This is a genomic window from Parasphingorhabdus cellanae (assembly GCF_017498565.1).
GTDB lineage: Bacteria > Pseudomonadota > Alphaproteobacteria > Sphingomonadales > Sphingomonadaceae > Parasphingorhabdus > Parasphingorhabdus cellanae.
In genome coordinates this window covers 3,457,762-3,479,574 of the sequence record NZ_CP071794.1, presented here as the reverse complement: position 1 = coordinate 3,479,574, position 21,813 = coordinate 3,457,762, and the positions used below count along the sequence as shown (strand labels likewise).

General features: G+C 53.7%; 19 protein-coding genes. 10 read left to right on the top strand and 9 right to left on the bottom strand.

What is annotated here, in order from left to right:
- The first annotated feature begins 18 nt into the window (after positions 1-18).
- Positions 19-1,155 carry a flavodoxin-dependent (E)-4-hydroxy-3-methylbut-2-enyl-diphosphate synthase gene (gene ispG / locus J4G78_RS16750; protein ID WP_207987639.1) on the top strand — a complete coding sequence of 379 codons (1,137 nt, stop codon included), beginning with the start codon at positions 19-21 and terminating at the stop codon, positions 1,153-1,155.
- 22 nt (positions 1,156-1,177) lie between these two features.
- Here the strand turns inward: ispG and J4G78_RS16745 are convergent, their stop codons facing one another.
- Positions 1,178-1,930 carry a class I SAM-dependent methyltransferase gene (locus J4G78_RS16745; protein ID WP_207987638.1) on the bottom strand — a complete coding sequence of 251 codons (753 nt, stop codon included), beginning with the start codon at positions 1,928-1,930 and terminating at the stop codon, positions 1,178-1,180.
- A gap of 144 nt (positions 1,931-2,074) precedes the next feature.
- On the opposite strand from J4G78_RS16745, the gene J4G78_RS16740 reads away from it, so the two are divergent.
- The 5 genes from J4G78_RS16740 to J4G78_RS16720 all read left to right on the top strand — a co-directional run bounded on the left by J4G78_RS16740 (position 2,075) and on the right by J4G78_RS16720 (position 6,096).
- The gene (locus J4G78_RS16740; protein ID WP_207987637.1) at positions 2,075-2,368 is read left to right on the top strand and encodes a putative quinol monooxygenase; all 294 of its coding nucleotides are present in this window, start codon (positions 2,075-2,077) and stop codon (positions 2,366-2,368) included.
- Between the two features lie 68 nt (positions 2,369-2,436).
- Positions 2,437-3,846 (top strand): NAD(P)-binding protein, encoded by a 1,410-nt coding sequence (locus J4G78_RS16735; RefSeq protein ID WP_207987636.1) that lies wholly within the window; start codon positions 2,437-2,439, stop codon positions 3,844-3,846.
- Position 3,847: 1 nt separating this feature from the next.
- Positions 3,848-4,336: a thioredoxin family protein gene (locus J4G78_RS16730; RefSeq protein ID WP_207987635.1), complete on the top strand. Its 489-nt coding sequence runs from the start codon at positions 3,848-3,850 to the stop codon at positions 4,334-4,336.
- A gap of 29 nt (positions 4,337-4,365) precedes the next feature.
- The gene (gene gspN / locus J4G78_RS16725; protein ID WP_207987634.1) at positions 4,366-5,091 is read left to right on the top strand and encodes a type II secretion system protein N; all 726 of its coding nucleotides are present in this window, start codon (positions 4,366-4,368) and stop codon (positions 5,089-5,091) included.
- A gap of 3 nt (positions 5,092-5,094) precedes the next feature.
- Entirely contained in the window at positions 5,095-6,096 is a 1,002-nt protein-coding gene (locus J4G78_RS16720; protein ID WP_207987633.1) for an LLM class flavin-dependent oxidoreductase, read from the top strand.
- 105 nt (positions 6,097-6,201) lie between these two features.
- On the opposite strand, the gene J4G78_RS16715 is transcribed toward J4G78_RS16720, so the two are convergent.
- Together J4G78_RS16715 and J4G78_RS16710 are read right to left on the bottom strand one after the other, a co-directional pair.
- Positions 6,202-7,386 carry an acyl-CoA dehydrogenase family protein gene (locus tag J4G78_RS16715; RefSeq protein ID WP_207987632.1) on the bottom strand — a complete coding sequence of 395 codons (1,185 nt, stop codon included), beginning with the start codon at positions 7,384-7,386 and terminating at the stop codon, positions 6,202-6,204.
- 62 nt (positions 7,387-7,448) lie between these two features.
- A complete protein-coding gene (locus J4G78_RS16710; protein WP_207987631.1) occupies positions 7,449-8,567 on the bottom strand; it encodes an acyl-CoA dehydrogenase family protein in 1,119 nt (372 codons plus the stop codon).
- Between the two features lie 183 nt (positions 8,568-8,750).
- On the opposite strand from J4G78_RS16710, the gene J4G78_RS16705 reads away from it, so the two are divergent.
- The 4 genes from J4G78_RS16705 to J4G78_RS16690 all read left to right on the top strand — a co-directional run bounded on the left by J4G78_RS16705 (position 8,751) and on the right by J4G78_RS16690 (position 11,034).
- Entirely contained in the window at positions 8,751-9,293 is a 543-nt protein-coding gene (locus J4G78_RS16705) for a glycoside hydrolase family 108 protein (RefSeq protein WP_207987630.1), read from the top strand.
- Positions 9,294-9,498: 205 nt separating this feature from the next.
- Complete coding sequence (locus tag J4G78_RS16700) at positions 9,499-9,912, top strand: holin family protein (protein WP_207987629.1); 414 nt, start codon at positions 9,499-9,501, stop codon at positions 9,910-9,912.
- Positions 9,913-10,148: 236 nt separating this feature from the next.
- On the top strand, positions 10,149-10,436 hold the full coding sequence (locus tag J4G78_RS16695; protein WP_207987628.1) for a hypothetical protein: 288 nt from the start codon (positions 10,149-10,151) through the stop codon (positions 10,434-10,436).
- Positions 10,408-11,034, top strand: coding sequence for a DUF6969 family protein (locus J4G78_RS16690; protein ID WP_207987627.1), 627 nt, complete (start codon positions 10,408-10,410; stop codon positions 11,032-11,034). Before J4G78_RS16695 ends, J4G78_RS16690 begins: the two co-directional genes overlap by 29 nt.
- A gap of 63 nt (positions 11,035-11,097) precedes the next feature.
- On the opposite strand, the gene J4G78_RS16685 is transcribed toward J4G78_RS16690, so the two are convergent.
- From J4G78_RS16685 to J4G78_RS16660, 6 genes are all read right to left on the bottom strand, one after another.
- Positions 11,098-12,153 (bottom strand): YihY/virulence factor BrkB family protein, encoded by a 1,056-nt coding sequence (locus tag J4G78_RS16685; RefSeq protein WP_207987626.1) that lies wholly within the window; start codon positions 12,151-12,153, stop codon positions 11,098-11,100.
- A complete protein-coding gene (locus J4G78_RS16680) occupies positions 12,150-12,353 on the bottom strand; it encodes a hypothetical protein (protein ID WP_207987625.1) in 204 nt (67 codons plus the stop codon). The genes J4G78_RS16685 and J4G78_RS16680 overlap by 4 nt, the downstream gene beginning before the upstream one ends.
- Positions 12,353-16,570 (bottom strand): translocation/assembly module TamB domain-containing protein, encoded by a 4,218-nt coding sequence (locus J4G78_RS16675; RefSeq protein WP_207987624.1) that lies wholly within the window; start codon positions 16,568-16,570, stop codon positions 12,353-12,355. The genes J4G78_RS16680 and J4G78_RS16675 overlap by 1 nt, the downstream gene beginning before the upstream one ends.
- Entirely contained in the window at positions 16,570-18,768 is a 2,199-nt protein-coding gene (locus tag J4G78_RS16670; RefSeq protein ID WP_207987623.1) for an autotransporter assembly complex protein TamA, read from the bottom strand. The genes J4G78_RS16675 and J4G78_RS16670 overlap by 1 nt, the downstream gene beginning before the upstream one ends.
- A gap of 209 nt (positions 18,769-18,977) precedes the next feature.
- Positions 18,978-20,465 (bottom strand): UdgX family uracil-DNA binding protein, encoded by a 1,488-nt coding sequence (locus J4G78_RS16665; protein ID WP_207987622.1) that lies wholly within the window; start codon positions 20,463-20,465, stop codon positions 18,978-18,980.
- A 10-nt stretch (positions 20,466-20,475) separates the two neighbouring features.
- A complete protein-coding gene (locus tag J4G78_RS16660) occupies positions 20,476-21,717 on the bottom strand; it encodes a putative DNA modification/repair radical SAM protein (RefSeq protein ID WP_207990819.1) in 1,242 nt (413 codons plus the stop codon).
- Between the last annotated feature and the right edge of the window lie 96 nt (positions 21,718-21,813).

Genomic DNA, 21,813 nt, shown 5'->3' with positions numbered 1-21,813 from the left:
TAGTGTGACAGGTTCCCCATGACAGCCGATAATCCTTCCTTGCGTCCATGGCGCGACATAGAGCGCCGAAAGAGCCGTCAGATCATGGTGGGTGACGTGCCGGTGGGCGGGGATGCGCCGATTACCGTGCAGACAATGACCAATACGCTGACCAGCGATCCCAAGGCGACGATCGACCAGATCCGCCGCTGTGAAGAGGCGGGCGTCGATATCATCCGGGTATCTTGCCCCGATGTCGAGAGTACGGCCGCGCTGAAACAGATCGTCCGCGCCAGCCGCGTGCCGATCGTGGCCGACATCCATTTCCACTATAAGCGCGGGATAGAAGCCGCCGAAGCGGGCGCAGCTTGCCTGCGGATCAATCCCGGCAACATCGGCAGCGCCGCGCGGGTCAAGGAAGTGGTCGATGCGGCCAAGGCCAATGGCTGCGCGATCCGTATCGGCGTGAATGCAGGCAGCCTCGAGAAAGACCTGCTCGAAAAATATGGCGAGCCCTGTCCCGAGGCGCTGGTCGAAAGCGCGCTCGACCATATCAAGATTTTGCAAGACCATGATTTTCACGAGTTCAAAGTAGCGGTCAAAGCGTCAGACGTGTTCCTGGCGGTGGCGGCCTATTCGCAGCTTGCCGATGCGGTGGATTGTCCGCTGCATCTCGGCATTACCGAGGCTGGCGGCCTGATCGGCGGCACAGTCAAAAGTTCAATCGGCATGGGCAATCTGCTCTGGGCCGGCATTGGCGACACTATCCGGGTCAGCCTGTCCGCCGAACCGGAAGAGGAAGTCCGCGTCGGCTACGAGATGCTGAAAGCCCTCGGCCTGCGCACCCGCGGCGTCCGCGTCGTCAGCTGCCCCAGCTGCGCGCGGCAAGGATTTGATGTGATCCGCACGGTGCAGACGTTGGAAGAACGCCTGCAGCATATCCGCACGCCCTTATCGCTCTCGGTTCTCGGCTGCGTCGTCAATGGCCCCGGTGAAGCGCGTGAAACCGATATCGGCATTACCGGCGGCGGCGCGGGCAAACATATGGTCTATCTTTCCGGCGTAACCGACCACCATGTGTCGGATGGCGATATGGTCGATCATATCGTGAAGCTGGTCGAAGCCAAGGCGGCGGAGATTGAAGCGGCGACAGAACAGGTCGAAGCGGCGGAGTAATATATTCCTATTCCACCGGGGATCAGTTCAGTCTCTTCCCGCCAATCAGATAGGCCATATCCCAAACAATCGGGCTGGCCTCGCGGCGCTCCTTGACCAGACGCTCTGTCAGGCAATCCGGCTGGATCGTCCTGTTATCAGCAACCCCCGCATCGACGACCCTGCCAACCATGTAGCTGGCGAGATCCTCAATGCCCTGATCGCGTCCGGAACCCAGCATAATCGCCTCGGCGCGATAGTGATCAACGCCTAACTCCGCCTGCTGGAATAGTTTCGGAAGATCGAGACCCATCGTGATGGTGCCCTGCTCTGCTGCTATGGTTCGCCAGATCCAGTCATGGACTTGTTTGTGCTGGGGAATGGGTCGCGCGGAAAATGGCATGCCGGTCGCGCTATGTTCCTGAAAAATCATCAAACCATCTGGCTTGAGCAACGCCGTCAATCGCCGTACGGTTTCCTCAGCATCTGGCAGATACATCAATATTCGGCGACCAACGATGGCGTCGAAAGGCTCCCAGCCCGGCAGGCTTCCGGAAAGATCAACATTCTCATAGGTGATGGTGGCATGGTCCAGTTCAGCGGGCTGATCTCTGGCTTCTGCAAGCCGGTCTTCGTCACTATCAACCCCATGAACATGCCCGTTCTTGCCGACCAACGCAGCCAATTCACGCGTTAACAGGCCATTCGCACAGCCAATATCCAGAACCCGCATGCCCTGTTCCAAACCAACATCGCCCAAAAACCGTGATGTCGGCGCATTGTTTGGATTGATCATAGCTATCTTCCTTGCATTATGTTATGATATAACATACTATATAATACTTCCGGTTCAAGTGGTTTTTGGCTTGCAACTCTACCGCAACGCGGCAAAAATGTTCAGAATAACGGGGGGACAAATCAAACATTAAGTCTGGAGCATATGACCAACACCCTTTTCGGCTTCGCCAAAATCGTCCCCAAATCTGAACATTTCACTGACGCGCAGGACGCCATCCTGGCCATTGTTGAGGAAACGCGCGCCGAGCCCGGTTGCATCGAGTTTACCGTGCTGGCGGATGCAGATCAGGGTCATCTTTTCCTGTTTGAGGAATGGCAGGATGAAGCGGCTCTAAAAGAGCATCATGCCAAGCCCTACACCAAAGCGGTGATGGACAATTATGACAATTGGCTGGCGGAACCTTTGCGGTTTGAGACGATGACGAAGCTAATGTAATTCGATATGATTGCCCTCTTGCTTTTTAGTCCCTAAGAAATCGGATAATCCAGCGAAGGGACTCTTATATGGCACAGGCCGAAACGGATTATCTGATTATCGGCAGCGGTGCCGTTGGCATGGCCTTTGCCGATACGTTGCTGGAAGAAAGCGATGCGCATATCACCATTGTCGACCGGCATGGCAAACCGGGCGGTCACTGGAATGACGCTTATCCGTTCGTGTCCTTGCACCAGCCGTCGGCCTTTTACGGGGTGAACTCGACCCAATTGGGCAGTGGAGAAATCGACACGACCGGCCTCAACAAGGGCTATTATGAGCTGGCCACGGGCGCCGAGGTGAACAGTTATTTCGAAAAGGTGATGCACCAAAGATTCCTGCCGAGCGGACGGGTGAGCTATCATCCGATGTCTGACTATCTGGGAGACGGGAAATTTGTGTCCCTGCTGTCGGGCAAGGAAACCCAGATTAATATCCGCAAGAAAACAGTGGACGCGACCTATTATGGCACCACCGTGCCATCGACCCACACGCCAAAATTCGAAGTGAAGGATGGCGCCAAGATGATCCCGCCCAACGCCTTGCCGCAGCTGTGGCAAAGCGCCGGGCCACTGCCCAAAAAGTTTGTCATCTTGGGCGCCGGCAAGACGGCGATGGATGTCGGTGTATGGTTACTACGCTCTGGAGCGGACACGGATGATATTGTCTGGGTCTGTCCGCGCGATAGCTGGTTGCTCAATCGGAACAATACCCAGCCCGGTCAGGAATTTTTTCACCAAACGATTGGCGGTCAACGGGATTTGATGGCTGCGCTGGCAGCGGCGGAAACAGCCGACGACCTTTTTCTGAAGCTCGAAGCCAGCGGCGTGATGCTGCGCATCGATCCTGAGGCCAAGCCGAGCATGTTCCACTATGCCACGATCTCGCAGGGCGAAGTCGATATACTGCGACAGATTAAAAATGTTGTTCGCATGGGCCATGTCGAGACTATCGATCAGGGCGGCATGCACCTGAAAGAGGGCGACTATCCGATGCCGGCGGAGACGCTTTATATTGATTGCACCGCAACCGCCGTCGAACGCCGCCCGGTGGTGCCGCAATTTCAGGACGGCCTCATCACATTGCAGATGATCCGCGTGCCGCAACCGGCTTTCAGTGCAGCGCTGTCTGCGTTTCTCGAAGTCACTTATGATGATGACGAGACCAAAAACCGGTTGGGACAACCAATTCCTCTGCCCGATGGCATTGATACCTATCCCGCCGCGACGATGGTCAATATGATGAACCAGTTTCAATGGTCGCAGGACAAGGTCGTCAACAAATGGATTGCCCAGAGTAGGCTCGACGGTTTCGGCAAGATGATTTTCGGCGTGTCGCCCGATGATGAAGAAAAAATGGCGATATTGGGTGAGTTCCGTACCAATGCCATGGCCGCGATGGGGAACCTGCCGAAACTGATCGCGCAGGCGGGTGGATAAGATGTTGAAGCATTTTTTCGTTGTTGTGGGACTGTCGTTGGCTGCACCTGCTCTTGCTGCGCCGGATACCGAAGCTTCGGCGGAACATCCCGAGGCCACACCGTATGAAAAGGACGCGAAGGCATCGAAAGATGTCGATGCCGCTTTGGCCCGCGCCGTGGCGGCGGACAAGCGCGTGCTGCTCGTAATGGGCGCGAACTGGTGCCACGATAGCCGCGGGCTTGCCGGATGGTTTGAAAAACCGCGCTTTGCCGCAATGCTGAAAACCAAATATGAAGTCGTTTATGTTGATGTCGGTTATCGGGATCGCAATATCGACATTGCCCAGCGATTTGGCATTAAAAAGATCAAGGGCACACCAACCGTGCTGGTCCTGTCTCCGCGCGGCGCTTTGCTCAATCCAAAATCCGCTCCGACATGGCGAAACGCTGCTAGCCGCGATGAAGAGGAAATCTTCTCTTATTTTGATCAGTTTACGCCCGAACTGTGATAGTGAATCAGAGATAAATGGGAAAATAGGTGCCGCGCGTTTTGATCTATATTGTGATTGTCATCGGGCTGATCCTATTGGCTCTCGTCTTCATGCCATTGAAGCTCGCGGTCAGCATGGCGGGATTGGAAGGGTCGAAATTCTCTGCGCGGGAAATCAGCGGCAGCATCTGGAATGGCCGGATCGAGCAGGCGCAACTGGGCGCCTTTGCGCTGGGCGACCTCGATGCAGGCGTGCAATTTTTTCCCTTGCTGACCGGCAAGATAAAATTGGATCTGGAACGCCCTGCCGCCGCTGGAGACGCCGGGTTCACCGCTACGATCGGGAAACAGGGTTCTGCGCTGCTGGTGGAGGATGCCACGACGGTCTTGCGCGTCGGAGAAACACTCGCGCCCCTGCCCGCATCCGATATCGCGCTGGATAATGTCAGCGTCGCCTTTGCCGGCGGCCGTTGCCAGTCTGCCAGCGGCAAGGTTCGCCTGTCGCTCGACGCCAATATTCCGGGGCTTGATCTCAAACAAGGCCTGCTCGGCAATGCGATGTGCGAAGACGGCGTGCTCGTCCTGCCGCTGACCAGCGGATCAGGAATGGAGGAATTGACAATGAAACTTGAGGGCAATGGCTTTTATACCGCGCGATTGTTCCTGAACGGGAATGACCGTGCTTGGACGCTGCTGCTGCCCACATTAGGTTTTCGAAAAGTACCCAGCGGCTATGCGATAAAAGTGGCCGGTCAGCTGGGACAAAAGAGGTAAAACATGAATAAAGCGGTGAAATTCTCGATCCTTGATCTATCGCCGGTGCCCCAAGGGGCCGACGTCAAAACCGCATTGGATCGTTCGCTGGCTCTGGCGCAGCATGGCGAGGCGTTGGGGTTTGAACGATTCTGGATGGCCGAGCATCACGGCATGGCCGGGATTGCCAGTGCGGCGACTTCAGTCGCACTCTCCCATATCGGTGCAGGTACGAAGACCATTCGCATTGGCGCAGGCGGGATCATGCTCCCTAATCACGCACCCATGGTGATTGCCGAGCAATTCGGGACCTTGGAAGCGCTTTTCCCCGGCCGGGTTGATCTTGGCCTTGGTCGTGCACCAGGTTCCGATCAACGCGTAGCGCAGGCCATGCGGCGCAACCTCAACACCGACCCGAACCAGTTTCCGCGCGACGTCGTCGAACTCCAAGCGCTGCTGGAAGGCGACCCGGCACTCGGCATTCAGGCGACACCCGGCGCAGGCGCCAAAATCCCGCTATATATATTGGGTAGCAGCCTATTCGGCGCGCAGCTCGCCGCCGCCCTCGGCCTGCCCTATGCCTTTGCGTCGCATTTTGCTCCGCAGGCGCTCGATGAAGCGCTGGCCATTTACCACCGTGATTTCAAACCGTCGGCGCAATTATCGAAGCCTTATGCCATGTGCGGTTTCAATATCTTTGCCGCCGATACAGATGATGAAGCCGAACATCTCGCCACCTCGATGATGCAGAGTTTCGTGGCGCTGCGCACGGGCAATCCTGGCAAATTGCCGCCGCCGGTGGAGGGCTATCGTGAGAGCCTACCGCCGCAAGCGCAGTCGATGCTCGCGCAAATCATGCAGGGCAGCGCCGTTGGTTCACCAGACGCGGTACTAAGCGGCGTCCGCGCCTTTCTAGACCGCACACAAGCGGATGAGCTGATCGTCTGCGGCTCGATCTTCGACCAAGCCGCACGCGAAAAATCATATGGTCTAGCTGCCGAAGTCCGCGACCTGATTGCGGCGTAGGGCCGTTTCCAATGCCGTTCCTCCTAATCCTGCCAAAGGACATCTCAAGATCATAGACGCACTTCGACAGGCTCAGTGCGAACGGGTATCTGATCAGGGCTGGGCCTAGAAAGCCGAGAAAGGCTTGTCCTTGTCGACCCGCACGTCTTGCGGCAGACCAAGTACGCGTTCCGCGATAATGTTTTTCAATATCTCGTCTGTGCCGCCAGCAATCCGAAGACCCGGTGCCCATAGGAAGCTTTCCTGAAAAATCGCGTCTGCCGGCGCATGATCCTTGTCGGAAATAATCCCGTAATGATCCTGCATCTCGATCGCGCTGTTGCAGATATCCTGCAGATGATTGGCGGTGATCACCTTGCCGATCGAATTTTCAGGCCCCGGGGTTTCGCCTTTGGACAAGGCGGTCTGGGTACGGAATTTGGTCAGCTTATAGCCCTGCGCCGCGACATACCAGTCAGCAAGCTTGGCTCGAAACGCGGCGTCGCTCATCGAACCGGATGACCGGGCATAGTCCATAATTTCGGCCCAGTCCGGACCCGGCGAACCACCAACGGCCAGCCGCTCGTTCATCAGCGTTACCAAAGCGACCTTCCAGCCCATGCCGGGTTCGCCGAGCCGGTCGCTATCGGGAATGCGCACGTCGGTAAAATAGACCTCGTTAAATTCGCTGCCGCCGGAAGCCTGATGAATCGGGCGCACATCGACGCCTTCCTGTTTCATGTCGACGATGAACATGGTCAGGCCCTTATGCTTGGGCACATCCGGGTCTGTGCGCACCAGCAGGATGCCATAGTCGGAATAATGCGCACCGGAGGTCCAGACCTTCTGGCCATTAATCACCCAGTCATCGCCATCCTGGACCGCTTTAGTTTTCAGACCAGCGACGTCAGACCCGGCGGCCGGTTCAGAGAAAAGCTGGCACCAGATTTCCTCGCCGAACAGCGCCTTTTGAACATAGCGCTGTTTATGTTCATCAGAACCAAAGGCGATAACTGTCGGAACGCACATGCCCAGACCAATGGCGAACGGCCCAGTCGGCGCATCAAATTTGGATTCTTCCTGGTTCCAGATGACCTGCTGCATCGGCGATCCGCCGCGGCCGCCAATTTCCTTGGGCCAAGTGATTTGCGCAAACCGGTTTTCCGCTTTGATCTTCTGCCAATCTTTGGCGCGCTGCAAATAATTGCCCGACCGGCTCGCCGCTCCCTTTTTGGGTTGCAGATGCTGGCTTAAAAAGGCGTTGGCTTCAGCACGAAACGCTGCTTCTTCTTGTGTGTCGGTAAAATCCATCAGTAAATCCTCATTTCCATTTTATCCCGTCATCCCAGCTTTCGCTGGGATGACGTATATCTTCACGCGGCGTTTTTCGCTTCGAGCGCGGAAACCAGTTTCTCTTTCCAGACCGCCGGACTGCCCGCCTGCACGGCCAATAATTTGGCGCGGCGATAATAGAGGTGGCAATCCACTTCCCAGGTAAAGCCCATACCGCCATGGGTCTGGATATTTTCCTTGCTGGCAAACCAGAAGGCTTCTGACGCAGCAACCCGCGCCGCCGCCGCAGCTTCCGGCAATTCGGCCGCATCGGTCGACAGCGCCCACGCGCCATAATAAGCGTTGGACCGCGCCACTTCATTTTTCACATATATGTCGGCAAGCTTATGCTTGATCGCCTGATTGCCGCCAATGGGGCGTCCGAAGGCATGGCGCTCTTTGGCATATTCCGTTGCCATCTCCAGACAGCGCGAAGCTCCGCCCAATTGTTCAAAGGCCAATAATACCGCGCCGCGATTCATCACCTGGTCGAGAACAGTCATGCCATTGCCAGTTTCATCGCCCAATCGCGTAGCAGATGCACCATCAAATTTAATCTCGGCATGGCTCCGCGTCGGCTCTATCGTTTTCAGGGCTTTTCGCGAGACGCCATCCTGATCCAGCGCCACTATATAGATGCCAGCGCCACTGCCTTCTTTTGCGAGAACCGCGGCATGGGTGGCTATGTCGCCATCCGTCACCGGAACTTTGGTGCCAGAAAGCGTTCCGTCTTTTGCGACTGTCTGCACGGATGATGCGGTCAATGCTCCAGGACCTTCGGTGGTCGCCAGACATCCAACAATATTGCCATCGGCCACTTTCGGCAGAAACTCTGCTTTCTGCTCCTCGGTCCCGGCCAGTTTAATCGCTTCGGCAAAGAAATAGGCTGACGATCCAAAGGGCACCGGAGCTAATACCCTGCCCAACTCCTCTGCAATCACGCAAAGTTCAAGCATGCCAAGGCCCAGCCCCCCAAATTCTTCTGGAATAGCCGCGCCTAACCAACCCATTTCGACGATTTTCTGCCAGACCTCGTCATTGTGACTCATCGCGTCATCATCAAGTACCGCCCGGACATCGGCGCTGGTGCACTGGGCTTCGAGAAATTTGCGTGCTTCATCACGCAGGAATTTCTGATCATCAGAAAAATCAAAATTCAATTTACCAGCTCCTAAATATTCTTTTCACGACCCATCTGGCGAATCGCTTGTCAAAAACGAGATAAGAATAGGCCTGAATGCAGTTAATCAGTCAATTAAATTCCAAACTGGCAAACTGGCTCTTTCCTACAAGTAACCAAATAGGTTATTTATGACCTTCCTCTAAGAGAAAGGCTGCTGAATATGCAAATTGACAAACTGATTGATGAAGTGATCGCGATTGAAGGCGACTATTCCAACCACCCGGCCGACCGCGGTGGCCCCACGCGCTGGGGTGTGACTGAAAGGGTGGCGCGCCGCCATGGATATACCGGCGATATGCGGCATTTCCCCTATGTTGAAGCAGTCGCCATTTATAAAAGCAATTACTGGTCGCGTCCCGGATTCGACAAAATTGCTGCCCATGCGCCGCACTTGGCCCAAGAACTATTCGATACCGGCATTAATATGGGACCAACTATCGCTATCGGCTTTTTGCAAAGAGCGCTTAATGCACTTAATCGCAACGGTCAGGACTTTGGCGACATTAAAAATGACCGGAAAATCGGGCCACAGACCATCGGCGCTTTGCAGCAATTTCTGAGCAAGCGCGGCACAAGCGGCGAGATGGTTTTGCTGAAGGCCGTCGAAGCTCTTCAAGGTGAGCGCTATATCAAACTCGCAGAACAACGCCCGGCGAATGAGGCTTTTCTCTATGGCTGGCTCGCCAATCGTGTTAGGTCATAATGCAATTAATTGCGCTTCCTGAACCTTGTACACTTTGTAAACTTAAGGGGTAAAGTTGATGGCGATGCGCAGCCAGAGCTTCCTAAATCAAAAACAGAAAATGTCTGAAACGCAGGTTTGCCTTGTTAGATCCGCCCAGTGTGAATTGTGTGAACTTTGCGAAATGTTTTCCCCGCTTCCCCCATCCAAAAAAGGAATAAAATCCATGTCTCTACTTTCCCCTCTCATCGGACCTATTGCGAAAATCATCGATAAGATTATTCCGGATAAGGAAGCCCGCGACCTTGCCAAGCTGGAGCTGCTCAAGCTTGAAAGCAGCCAGGAAATGGAACAAGTTCGTATCCAGATGTCTGCAATATTAGCAGAAGCACAATCTACCGACCCCTGGACCAGTCGGGCCCGGCCAAGTTTTCTCTACGTAATGTATTTTTTGCTGCTCTGGTCGATACCCATGGGCCTGATTGCGGCTGTTCGACCTGAAGCAGCGCGTGATATTGCCAGCGGGATGAATGCCTATCTCGCGGGCATTCCCGAACCGCTTTACGCTTTATTCGGAACCGGCTATCTTGGGTATACCGTCGCGCGGCAGTGGGGGAAAATTCGTGGCGCAGAGAAATAGAGCGGGAAATCGGCAGAGAATCGGACCGATTTATCGCCTGGTTTTTAGGCAATTAACTATTTTATTGCCCAAAAAAACCGCAATTTCAGCCATTTTTTTGGATAACACACAAATAGACTTGCCATTGCCGTATCTTTGCAGATAGAGGAGAAAGTCTAGTTCATTCCAAAGGGGATATTTAATGTCTAACGAAACAAGTTTCCGCAAGATGCTGGCAGTAGCTGGCGGACTTGCACTTGCAGTTCCTGCTCTTTCAGCCTGTGCTGAGCAAGCTGAAGATGCTGCTGCAACAGCTGAATGTGCTGCATGTGCCGCTGAAGACGCTGCTGGCTGTGCCGCATGTGCTGCTGAATGTGCCGCTGACGCAACCGGTGATGCCGCTGCTTGTGCTGCTGGCTGTGCTGCATGTGCTGCTGAGTGTGCTGCTGAAGCTGCTGGCGACGCCGCTTGTGCTGCTGCAGACGCAGTTACCGAGTAAGCTTAGCTTATTCAGCATTGGAAAATGCATTAGAAAGGCTGTTTGAGCTTACGGGCCAGATAGCTAAAGAGGGCGTCTCGCTAGTACCCAGAGTGGTACCGGCAGACGCCCCTTTCGTTCAGTACCAACATTATCCGAAGGGCGACTGTGTTGCACCCGGCAACAAGTCTCGCTGGTTTTACCACGCGCACAAGCCTGAGGAGCGTGAAGAAGGCGAACATGGCCATTTTCATATGTTCCTGCCGCTGGACATGTTCAAAGGCGTAGACGCGCTTTATGAACCTCCCAAGAAACTACCCAATGGCAAACCAACCCAAGGCGTCGTGCATTTTGGAGCATTGAGCTTTGACCTTGACGGCATGCCGCTGAGCTGGTTCACGACCAACTATTGGGTGACCTACGAATATTTCATGCCCGCCGAAGCGATTGCCTCGCGGCTTAAGCTATTTTCCATGAACAAGGCACCAGGCGATCCGCTGGTCAATGATTGGCTCACCGCTGCGGTGGCTGTGTTTAATGAACCGATTGTCGAGATGCTTAAAGACCGCGACAAGTTGCTGGCCGAAAAGAAAGCGGAACTGGGCGACGCGGTCTTCGAGAATAAATCAGTCGAGATCATGTCTCGCCAAGCTTTTGATCTTTAGTTCGGAAAACCGGAATCTATAGCGCCGCACCACGTTGGCGCAAAAGGGTGTTGCAGCCAGTATCTAGTTTACTCTTTTTGAAGTTTTGCGCGCCAACCGATCGGCTCTCCGCCGCTGCTTCTTTGCCAGAATGTGTTTGCTCGCCTCGTCGAGAAGAACAGTATCAGCCATCACCGCCCCCCTTTGACCGATCGGGCGGTCGGGTCCAGTTGTTGAATCCTCAAAAGTCTGACGTTCTGTTTCTGCATTGATTTCCGCTCCTAACAATACAGCATAAGCCGAAAGGAACAGCCACATCAGAAAAATTACCACGGCAGCTAACGACCCATAGGTTGCATTATAGTTGCTTATATTTGCGGCATAAAAGCCAAACCCCAAAGTGATCAGCAACCAGAGCAATGTTGCAACCGCTGAACCCAGAGTCAACCAGCGCCATTTGGCGGGTCTGCGATCTGGCCCAAACCGATAGAACAGTCCAAACGCGACGCTAACCAGAAAGCCGGCGGTAATCCAGGTCACCACTTTGATCAGCGTTAGTGTGAAATCACCCAGATAACCCTGCAAAAAATTACTGGCATAGCTGAAAAATGAAATGGAGCTCAGGCCGACAATTGCAACCAATGCCATTCCCAACGTGATTTTAGCTGCAATGAACGTGGTGGCGAATATGTTCCGCGATTCTCGTTCTTCGTAAATGATGTTCAAGGCCTTTATTATAGCGGTGGCCGCGCGCATGGCACCGTAAGTTGAAATCAAAAGCGCGAGAGCAAGCCCGAAACCTTGGGCAGTCTTACTGGTTTTCACTACGGCTAATAGTTGCTCACGGATTATGAACACCACTTCGCGGGGCAGGAGGCCGTCTACATTATCGATGACATTAGCGACATTGCTCGTGTCGGCCACTAGACCATAGAGCATGATAACGACGGCTATTAGGGGAACGAAGGCAAGAAATCCGAAAAAAGCAACGCCAGCTGCCAGTAACGGCAGGTTGTGAAAATCGTTCATGACATAGATACGCTTCAGGATTGCCCACCAGGCTTTTAAGGGGAAATGCAAAGGCGTCTTGGAAGAGGCGCCGGCAGTCGTGACATCCGAAGGATCTGTGCTGACGGTCATTTCGACCGCTGCTCCATTTGTTCAGCCGCCTTTTCCGCTTCTTGGCCAGCCGCAAGACGTTCATCGGTCTGCAACTCAATCTGTTCAGCTTCGCTTTCCAATTGTTGCAAATTATCTTCGAACTTCTCGTCAAATTTCTCCTTACACCCCGGCAAGACCAGAATGGGAAAAACCAAAAGGATTAATGACTTGCGACGCATCAATAATCTTTCCGGTAGCGCACGTTGACGTTCGATCCACCAAAACTCCCAACGCTACTGAGTACCGAAAGCGCAGGTGTCAGACTGATCTCCAATTGGGTCGCGGTATAGCCGCGCGTGTCTGTTATGATCTCTACATATACGTCGTTTGAAATATATTGACCGGCAGCGATGGATGTTCCGCGACCCGTATCCTCGTCTGCGCCCAATACCCGCAATCGATCAATGCCAACGGACGATTGCAGCACACCAAGCGGGTTGAGACCGCCGCTGCCACCGCGCAAACTGTTCAGCGAGCCAGCCAGCTGAACGGCTTGAATGGGAGATAGCTCGCCGACTGAATTACCGAACAAGATACGCGCCATAATCTCGTCCTGTGGTAGGCTAGGCGTCGATGAGAAAGCGATTTGCGGGTTTTCAGCATTGCCGGTAATATTGACGTTGATGGTAACGTCGTCTGCTTCACCATTAGCCACGATCCGCAATGTCGGATTGGTGACTGAACCGCCGTTAAAACGCAGTCGGCCTTCGGTCAATTTGAACGACCGGCCGGCAAAGCCCAGATTTCCACGAACAAGATTGATACCACCGGTGAGAACCGGCGCACCAGTCGTTCCGCGCACTTGAATATCAGCAGCCCATTCGGAATCCAGTCCCATGCCGCTGACATAAATCTGGTTGTCGGCGACCAGATCGATATCGAGAATCCAGTTGCTGGGAACCCCGGAGACAGGATCAGGGTCACCGGTAATTTTTTTTCGCCCAAGTGCCGGTTTCCGTCTGATACCTGTCAGGATCGCTACTTGTGTCGACCCTTCGCGAACAATTTTATAACGTGTTTCTGGCAAGCGAATGCGGCCTGTAATGGTCGCAGGTTGAGAGGGATTATTGACTATCTGTATCTGGCCTGTAGCGGAGGCCGCAAGATCGCTCCCTTCGGCGAGCTGTGCATTGTCCAAATCAAGCGCAAGCTGAATTGGGAAGCCTTGGTCGGAGCTTAGCGACACGAAACCTTGGCCGCTAATTGTCCCCTCGCCGGCCTGTGCGGTCAGGGTGGTTACTTCCAGCCGGTCGTTGGTAAAGTTGCCGCGCAAGCGCATGTTGGTCAATTTAGTGCCATATTGATTATTCTGATATATCAAGTTGTTAGCCCGAACAACGCCGGTCAGTGTTGGAGATTGGACGCGGCCGGAAAAATCGGCTGCTACCCCTATCGCTCCGGTTAAGTCCTGGTCTGGCAAGGCCGCCAAAGAAAATAACGTACTGGCCGGCCCATTATAGCGAACACCACCAGAAAGCGGCGCCGCCAGCAGCCGTGTTGTCCACGGCCCGGCACCCGGCGGCAGCGGCGTCAGGTTGATCTGCATACGGCCAATCGCCGCGCCGCGCCGCCGGAAAATCGCACGCGCATTTCCGCCATCTGCCAATAAACGACCTACAAAATGCATATCAACAGGTTGCGATACGGCTGCCAGACTGGTGCGAGTGAAGTTGTCAATACGAAGCCGAGCATCGGCACTGGGGAATGCGCCGGAAGAATCCTGGGCAAAATCCAGGCTGCCCGTCGCGGTTCCGCCTAGCCCCAGTCCCGGCATCATCGGATTGATCAGCGCGAGATTAACATCCGTCAATCGGCTTTGGATGTTAAGGCCATTTCCATAATCACCGGCCAGCTGAATGTTGCCTTGGGACAGGTTGATGGTGGTTGGAAGGAGGGTATATTGATTACCTTCCGGAATGATGCGTGCGGGATTGTCCGTTTTGAAATCAACGCCATTTGCCCGTCCATCAAGCGCAATCCGCCATAGTTTCGGAGCGAGCGTGGCATTGGCAGCAACCCGAAATGGCACGACATTGCGCCCTTCCGCCATAATCTTGGCCGTGCCTTGCCCGCCGCGATAATCGATTTTGGCCCGTGCCGCTGCTATTTGCAGCTCCTGCATGCGTAACCCTTCCAACTGTGCGTCTGCAATCAGCTGTGGTTCGTCATAGAGAATGATTTCAGCATCGATGATAGCGCGCTGGATGGCTAGTCCAGCTGGCCCCGGTAGCTCCGTGTTTAACGCCGTGGCATCAACAACAGCCCGCTGCCTTCCTTCAAATGCGCTCAACGCAATATCCCCTTCAATACCCGAGCCGTTAGCTGCCAACTGACCAGCGAAAGGCCCTGCCCCGGTCTGCCTGATCCGCCCAGTCAATCCCACGCCCGCAAAAGCAGTACCCCGATTAACATCAATCGTCAGCGGCCCGCTGCCAGCCAAAACATCGACATTGGCGTCAAACGGACCATAGTCGCTGTTGCCATCAGCGAGAACAGCATAGCCGCTTCCGCTGCCTCTTATTGTCGCGGTGACATTTGCGAGCCCCACACTAAGACCAGGGCGAGCTGCTAAAACACGAGCAACAGGTCTGGCGACAGTGCCGGAAACCCGCACTCCCAAGGGGCCGTATTGGTCTGACATACCGTCAGCTGAAAATGAGATTGCACCGGACGGATTATAGCTGCCACTCCCCTGGGTAAGCCGAAAAGATGGTGCCGCAGCCCTGAGATTATTGATTCTGGCGACCCCGTCGCTACCATAAGATACATTGGCGACGATCAACGAATTTCCGCCGAGAAATTCGCGAGCGCCGTCATTGAAAATACGACTGGATCGCGCGCGGATCGTGCCTTTTAGAGCGAATTGCCCGTTATCCCCGCTTTCAAGATCTATTTCGCTATCGATATTGAAATTGCCAACGCTTTCGACGCGATAGCCGTTAATCCTGCCCTCAAGCCCGCCCGTATAAAGACCCGTATTCAAATCTGCGACAATCACAGCGCTCGCGTCTATTCGGTCAGACCTGATTTTTAGATCATCCGCGAGTATCCGTGCGTTCGCATAGGCGAATTCGCCATCAATCCTGACGTTATTCAGTAATTCGCCGGTCGCGGTATCCAATCCCGCGATTCGCTTTGCTCTAGCGTTAAGCGGGATGCGCCATTGGTCATCGGCCATTTCGGCACTTCCGCTCGCACGCAGACCGATAATGGTTGTCTGGTCAAAACCCAAACGGGCCGCATTAATCGCATAGCTGATGCTGGGGGTGGCAAAATCACCATCGAGAAGCAATGTCGCCACTACGCCCGATCCATTGAGATTATCGGCTATGGTGGATGGTTTTTGTAGCCGGAATTCAACGTTCAGATCACGCATCCGATTATTCCCAAGATCAACCAGTCCATTCGCTGTCAAAGAGAAATTATCGTTCGCAATCTGTCCTTCCAGATCAAATTTGCGGTCCTTCCCGCTTGCGGTGAGATCAATATTTGTTGCTGGTTCAAACAGGCCTTTCCCTTGACCCGCAATCAATAATCCGGGCCGGGTATCCCCTAGCATCTTGAGTGTGCCATCACGAGCAAGGAGCGTAAGATCGGCAAGTATATCCTCCCCGCTGCTCCCTTTGAATGTACCGTTCCATCTTGCCCAATCGCCCTGCCCTTTTAGTTCAAGAACCATTGGCGAACCGACACCTGTCAAACCTGCTACAAGGCCATTTTCTGGCGCATCGAGATTGAACGCGATGCCCAGCTCATTGTCCTCGGGAACCGCGTTCAATTTGACCGCAAACTTGTCTCCGCCTGCCACGCCAGATTCACTCAGCGCTTCACCGGCACCGTCTATAATCGCCCGGCGATCAGCGATTTGCGTCTTGGCCGATAGCGTAACAAGATGACGTTCCCCGGTTACAGACGCAGCGATATCCAACTCACCGATTTCCAGCTTGTCGATATCGATATCCAGATCGGGAAGCAGCGGCTCGTCCGAAACCGGTGTTTCCTTAAACTCCGGAAGACGTAACAATTTCGCTTCGGGAATGATTAAAGAACGGACATCGACATGGCTAGCGATGAAGGCGAAGGGACGCCAATCCATCTCAACCCGAGCCGAAGAGGCAAATATGCCCTTGGTATCACTGATTGTCAGATCCGTTATCGCCATCTCATCATAGATTGATCCCTCAATCTGACCGATGCCGATTTGCATTCCACTTTCAAATTCAAGCGCTTCGATTTGTTCCGCGATAAACCTATGCCCGCTCTTGCTGTCCAACCAGATATAGCCGACAACAATCGCGACAAAAAGGCCCGCCAATAAAGCCATCACGCCAATAACAAGCTTGCGCCGCCGATTTGAAGATGGCGCTGTTTCGGGCATTGTGTTTTCTTCGCTCATCAGAATGCCTGCCCGATTGAGATATAGACCGAAACGCGCGATTCCCCGGGTTGACGGTTTACAGGCGTTGCTACGTCAAGCCGTAGAGGACCGAAATTCGTGTAGAACCGACCGCCAATACCGACACCAAAGCGCATATTGTCAAAGCCCGGTGTCGAACTGGTATAAACTTGTCCGGCATCAACAAAACCAACCACACCATAGTCACCGAACCGGTAACGGACTTCGGCCGCCGCCTCGATAAGGCTGCGACCGCCAACCGGATCATTGTCAATATCTTTGGGACCCAGCTCCTGATAACCGAACCCGCGAACTGATCCGCCACCGCCAGCATAAAAACGCCGCGATGGCGCAATGTCAGCGCGATCAGCCCCGGCAATCGAACCAATCCGCGCCCGCCCAGCCAATATTATATTGTCAGCGACACCATAATAGCTGGTCGCTTCTACCTGAGCGCGCCCGTAAAACTGCGTCCCGCTGCCGAGTGATGCTTCAGGTGACAACTTCGCTGATAACCGGAAACCCTTGGTGGGATCAAGCAGACTATCTGTCGTGTCAAACCCAACTTCGCCGGGTAACGCGGCAACATAAAAGGTTCGGTCCTCTCGCTGTCCGGTCGCGAAGTTAAAATCTTCTTCGTTGGTCCCAAGAACTTCAAAGCCATAGCTATAGGTAAACCGTTTCTGCCAGATCGGAGTACTGTTATAAGAAATCCGCCCAGCCAGCCGTCCGGTAAAAGCTTCATAAGCGTCAAAATCGCTATGAAGCGCGGATAAACCGAACTCCACGGTGCGGTCCCGGCGACCGGCATTGCTTCTTCGGAACGTTAAAGATGCGCCTTGCTCTTGTGTCCCCGCGACGGCGCTGGCAATCAATGCGCCTTCTGGCGGAAACAAATTTCTGTGGGTCCAGCTGCCTTCCACTCTGAATCCTTGCCCGGTGCCATAGCCAGCACTGCCAGCAAGTGTCCGCGGCGGTCCAGCCTGCTGTTCTACATTGATAGTCGCATATTGCGTATCGTCGGGACCTTTTTCACCACTGGGCGTCGGTTTCACGGAAACAATGGAAAACAACCCTGTGGCAACCAGAGCTTTTCGAAGATCATCCAATTTGCGACTTTCGTAAAGCTCACCTTTTTCGAACCGGGCGATCACATCGATATGATCCGCATCGAACGCAGTTGTACCAGTCGTAACAATATCACCGAAACTGCTGCGGGGTCCGGTTTGAAGGGGCAAAGTATAGTCGCCCGTTCCTGTATTCGGATCGAGCAATATGTCACGCTGGCCAATTTCGGCAAAAGGATAGCCTTCTTCCGGCAGCACAACGGCCAGGTTCGCTTCTGCCGCCAACACGCGTTCGGCAACAATCGGTTCGCCGACTTTTGGCACAAAATTTTTGGTGATCAGATCGGCGGGTTCAACAGGATCAGAATCGAACATGATGGTCGCGAAATCATAGCGCTTGCCGGGCGTTACCGTCAGAACAACCGATAACTCATCGCCCGCTTGCAAAGGCAATTCCACATTGCCATTTACGCTTGCGTCAAAATATCCCTGACCCGACATGATATCGATCAATAGTTGCTGATCTTCTCTCAATCGGGCGGAAACCATAGCGCCATTGGCGGCTTTGCCATCGCCATCCTCCAGAGCAGAGAGTTCCTGAAAGCGCGCGCGAATGTCGGAGACATTTACCGGGCGAACGTCGCTGTCATCTTCTATGCCCTCCAACCCTGCGATACGATAGGCATAGCGTAACTCGGCGCTTTGAGAGTTTTCTGCCGCTTCGGTATATTCGCTTTCATCAAACTTCTCGACATCGAAATCTTCGATGGGAACGAGTGGATCATCAATTTCCGGATCATTAATCGGTGCATCGGCAATTAACTCGTCGGCAACGCCGTCTTTTGCTGCAGGGAGCTGTGCAGTTCCGTCTTTCAAATCGTCGGCGCGTTGCTCTTGTTCGAGACGTTGTTGCTCCGTCTTCCAATCTTCAACGCTACCCAAAGGTCGATCGATGTCGGGGTCAATCGGCGGAATGGTTTCGTCAAATTCTTCGTCCGTGATAATAGGCTCACGGCGATCTTGAGATTGTTGATCAGTGTCGGATATTTGCGCCTTAGCGGTGAAGGCCGGAAATAATGCTATAGCCAAAACAGTGGACGCCAGCACGCGAAGGACTCGTAATTTACTCATATTTTGCCGGTGTCTAAACCCTCTAACCCATTTAAGATATGTATTTATGCGCTGCACCGACTTCCGAAACCCCAAACCGCCCAGACACCCCTAAATATAAGCTATGGAGAGCAGATTGGTTCCCTATTGGTGAAAAACGCTCCGCTCTCGAAGCGTGAAAATGGTGATTTGGGTGTCTCGATAGCTGTGCTGTTCAGCCGATAAGCCGTTTAATCAGCATAGCTGTGTAAAGAAACGGCAAACGCGGAAGCGGTTTGGAGATCGCGAACGAGCTTTTCATGTTCAATATTCTGACCGGCGGTGTCGGGAATTCTCAGAACATAGGCAGGATGTGCAGTAATCAGGAAATGGGTTTCTTCTGTCAGCGGAAGGACAGACCCGCGCGATCGCGTGATCGTCACGGCTTTTCCAGTGAGTGCGCGCGCAGCTGTTGCGCCCAAAGCGATAATAATGTCCGGGCGGACCAGCCTTACCTCTTGCTCCAGCCACCACCGATAATGTTTGATATCGGCCAAGGATGGGGTCTGGTGAATGCGGCGTTTGCCGCGCTTCACAAATTTGAAGCGCTTGACGGCATTTGTCAGATAAGTGTTCCGCCGCTCAATATCTGCTTGCGCCAGCGCCCGGTCAAGGATTTCACCCGCAGGTCCTACAAATGGCCGGCCTTGCCGATCCTCTTCTTCTCCCGGTTGCTCGCCAATAATCATAATCGGACTGCGGACCGACCCCTCTCCCAGAACCGGCCGCGAGGAAAAATTTTCGCCATAGCCATTTGTTTGCAGGGTCAGTTTTTCGTTTAATTCATTGACAGATGATGGCTCCCAGGTCCTTTTTTCAAATACAGGGCCCGCCAATTTCTCAGCGGCAGTATCCTTCTCCAACATCTCACGCACTTCGCTGCCGGACTGTTTGATCAGAGATGGTATCAGTTCAGCCTCGGGCAGATTATGCCAATATTTTACCGGCATTTCCGACTTCATCGCCTGCGTCTTCAGGCGGGCTGGATTGAAAATATTGCGATAATAGGTTCGCCATTCATCTTCCACCACGTCCTGCTGTATGAAATCCTCCTTGCGGCCACCGCCCCCTGTCAGCAATTCTTTCCCGTCCCAGGCAATACTGGCTTCGGGCGTGGCGATGATCCAGTCCATTCCGGTGAAGCGATTGCGGAAAAACGGTCCGACGGCCTCGACAATATGATGTTCAGGCTCAAACCACGCGATAAACTGTTCCCGTTCGCCTCGCATTCCGGTTTTGCGGAACCGGACAAAGGCGTGCATTTTATGAATATCCCGGCGGATAGATTTCACATAGCCGTTGAGTTGCTTCACATCACCATCAGCCGGATTTTGATATAGTCGGGGTATTTTCTGCGCTCGAAACAGCAACCGATACGCCAGATCAAAGCGATCTTCGTTGCTATGCAGCAAACCGGTTTTAATCAGCTGTAAAAAGGCTTTTTCGATTCTGATCGGCTGTAAGCCCGATGGTTTCTCCCCGCCATGCTGGTGGATGACCTCGCCAAAATCCAATTCTCCTGACCGCGCCCGGTTCTTGACCGACCAGCTGAGCTGGTTTGGCTCGACATTAGCTTGCAACATCGCCCGCGCATGATCCCGCCATCCCGCAATATCGGTCTCGGTCTGCAATATAATCCGGCGATGCGGCTTCGTCTGACCTTGCTTTGGATGTCGCATGTCAGGCATCTCAGGCCGCAAACAGGTCCATCTGCTGCGGCGCCGGTTTCAGACGATCATAAAGGCTCAATGAATCAAGCTGTTTCCCGGGATGCCAATCCGCCGCAATCACGAACGGCAAAATCTTTTTCACCGACTGACAAATACGCTCCAGATCCTGCAGCCGCAGCGCTGAAAACCGGCGTGCTCGCAAAATTTTACCCACTCCCGTCGTCCCCAATCCCGGCACGCGCAGCAGCGTTTCTTTATCGGCCAGATTGACATTCACGGGAAACTTATCCCGATTCTGCAGAGCCCATGCCAACTTCGGATCTATTGTTAGATCAAGATGCCCCTGTGTGGCTCCGGTCATTATATCAGCGACTGAAAATCCATAGAAACGCAACAACCAGTCTGCCTGATACAAGCGATGCTCGCGCAGCAAAGGTGGCGCTTTAAGGGGCAATCCGCTGCTGGCGTCAGGTATCGGGCTGAAAGCTGAATAATAGACCCGCTTCAAACCATAGCCATTGTAAAGGCCATGGCTGGTCGTCAATATCTTGCCATCATCGGACGGATCCGCACCGATAATCATCTGGGTGCTGTGCCCTCCCGGCGCAAACATGGGCGCTTTTCGGGAAACCTTACGTTCCGCCTTTGCTTCACCGATCCGCTTTCCCAGTCCCGCCATCGTTTTGCGAATAAGCGATCCGTTTTTTTCTGGCGCGAGGCGCGCGATTGACTTGTCATCAGGCAGTTCAATGTTGATAGAAAGACGGTCAGCATATCGCCCGGCTTCCTTCAGCAAATCCGGGTCGGCCTCAGGAATTGTCTTGAGATGAATGTAGCCGGCAAACCGATGGACTTTGCGCAATCGCCGCGCGACTTCGACCAATTGTTCCATCGTATAGTCGGGACTTCGGATGATCCCTGACGACAGAAACAGGCCTTCGATATAGTTACGCTTGTAGAAATCCAGCGTCAGATCGACTACTTCTTGTACGGTGAAAGCGGCCCGCCGCACATTGCTAGATGACCTGTTGATGCAATAGAGGCAGTCGAACATGCAGTAATTCGTCAACAGAATTTTGAGCAACGATATACAGCGGCCATCCGGCGCGTAGCTGTGGCAAATACCCATCCCGCCTGTTGATCCGACACTTCCTGATTTTCTGGAATCACGTTTGGTTGATCCGCTGGAGGCACAAGATGCATCATATTTCGCGGCATCCGCCAGGATCGCAAGTTTTTCGGGGCGAGAGAGTTTTGACATGCAGAACATATAGCGCATGTTCCTGTTATGTTCTATAGTTTATATTAGTTTTTCGAATTTCAGCTGCGCGCTGGATCAGTCAGCTCACAATGAGAC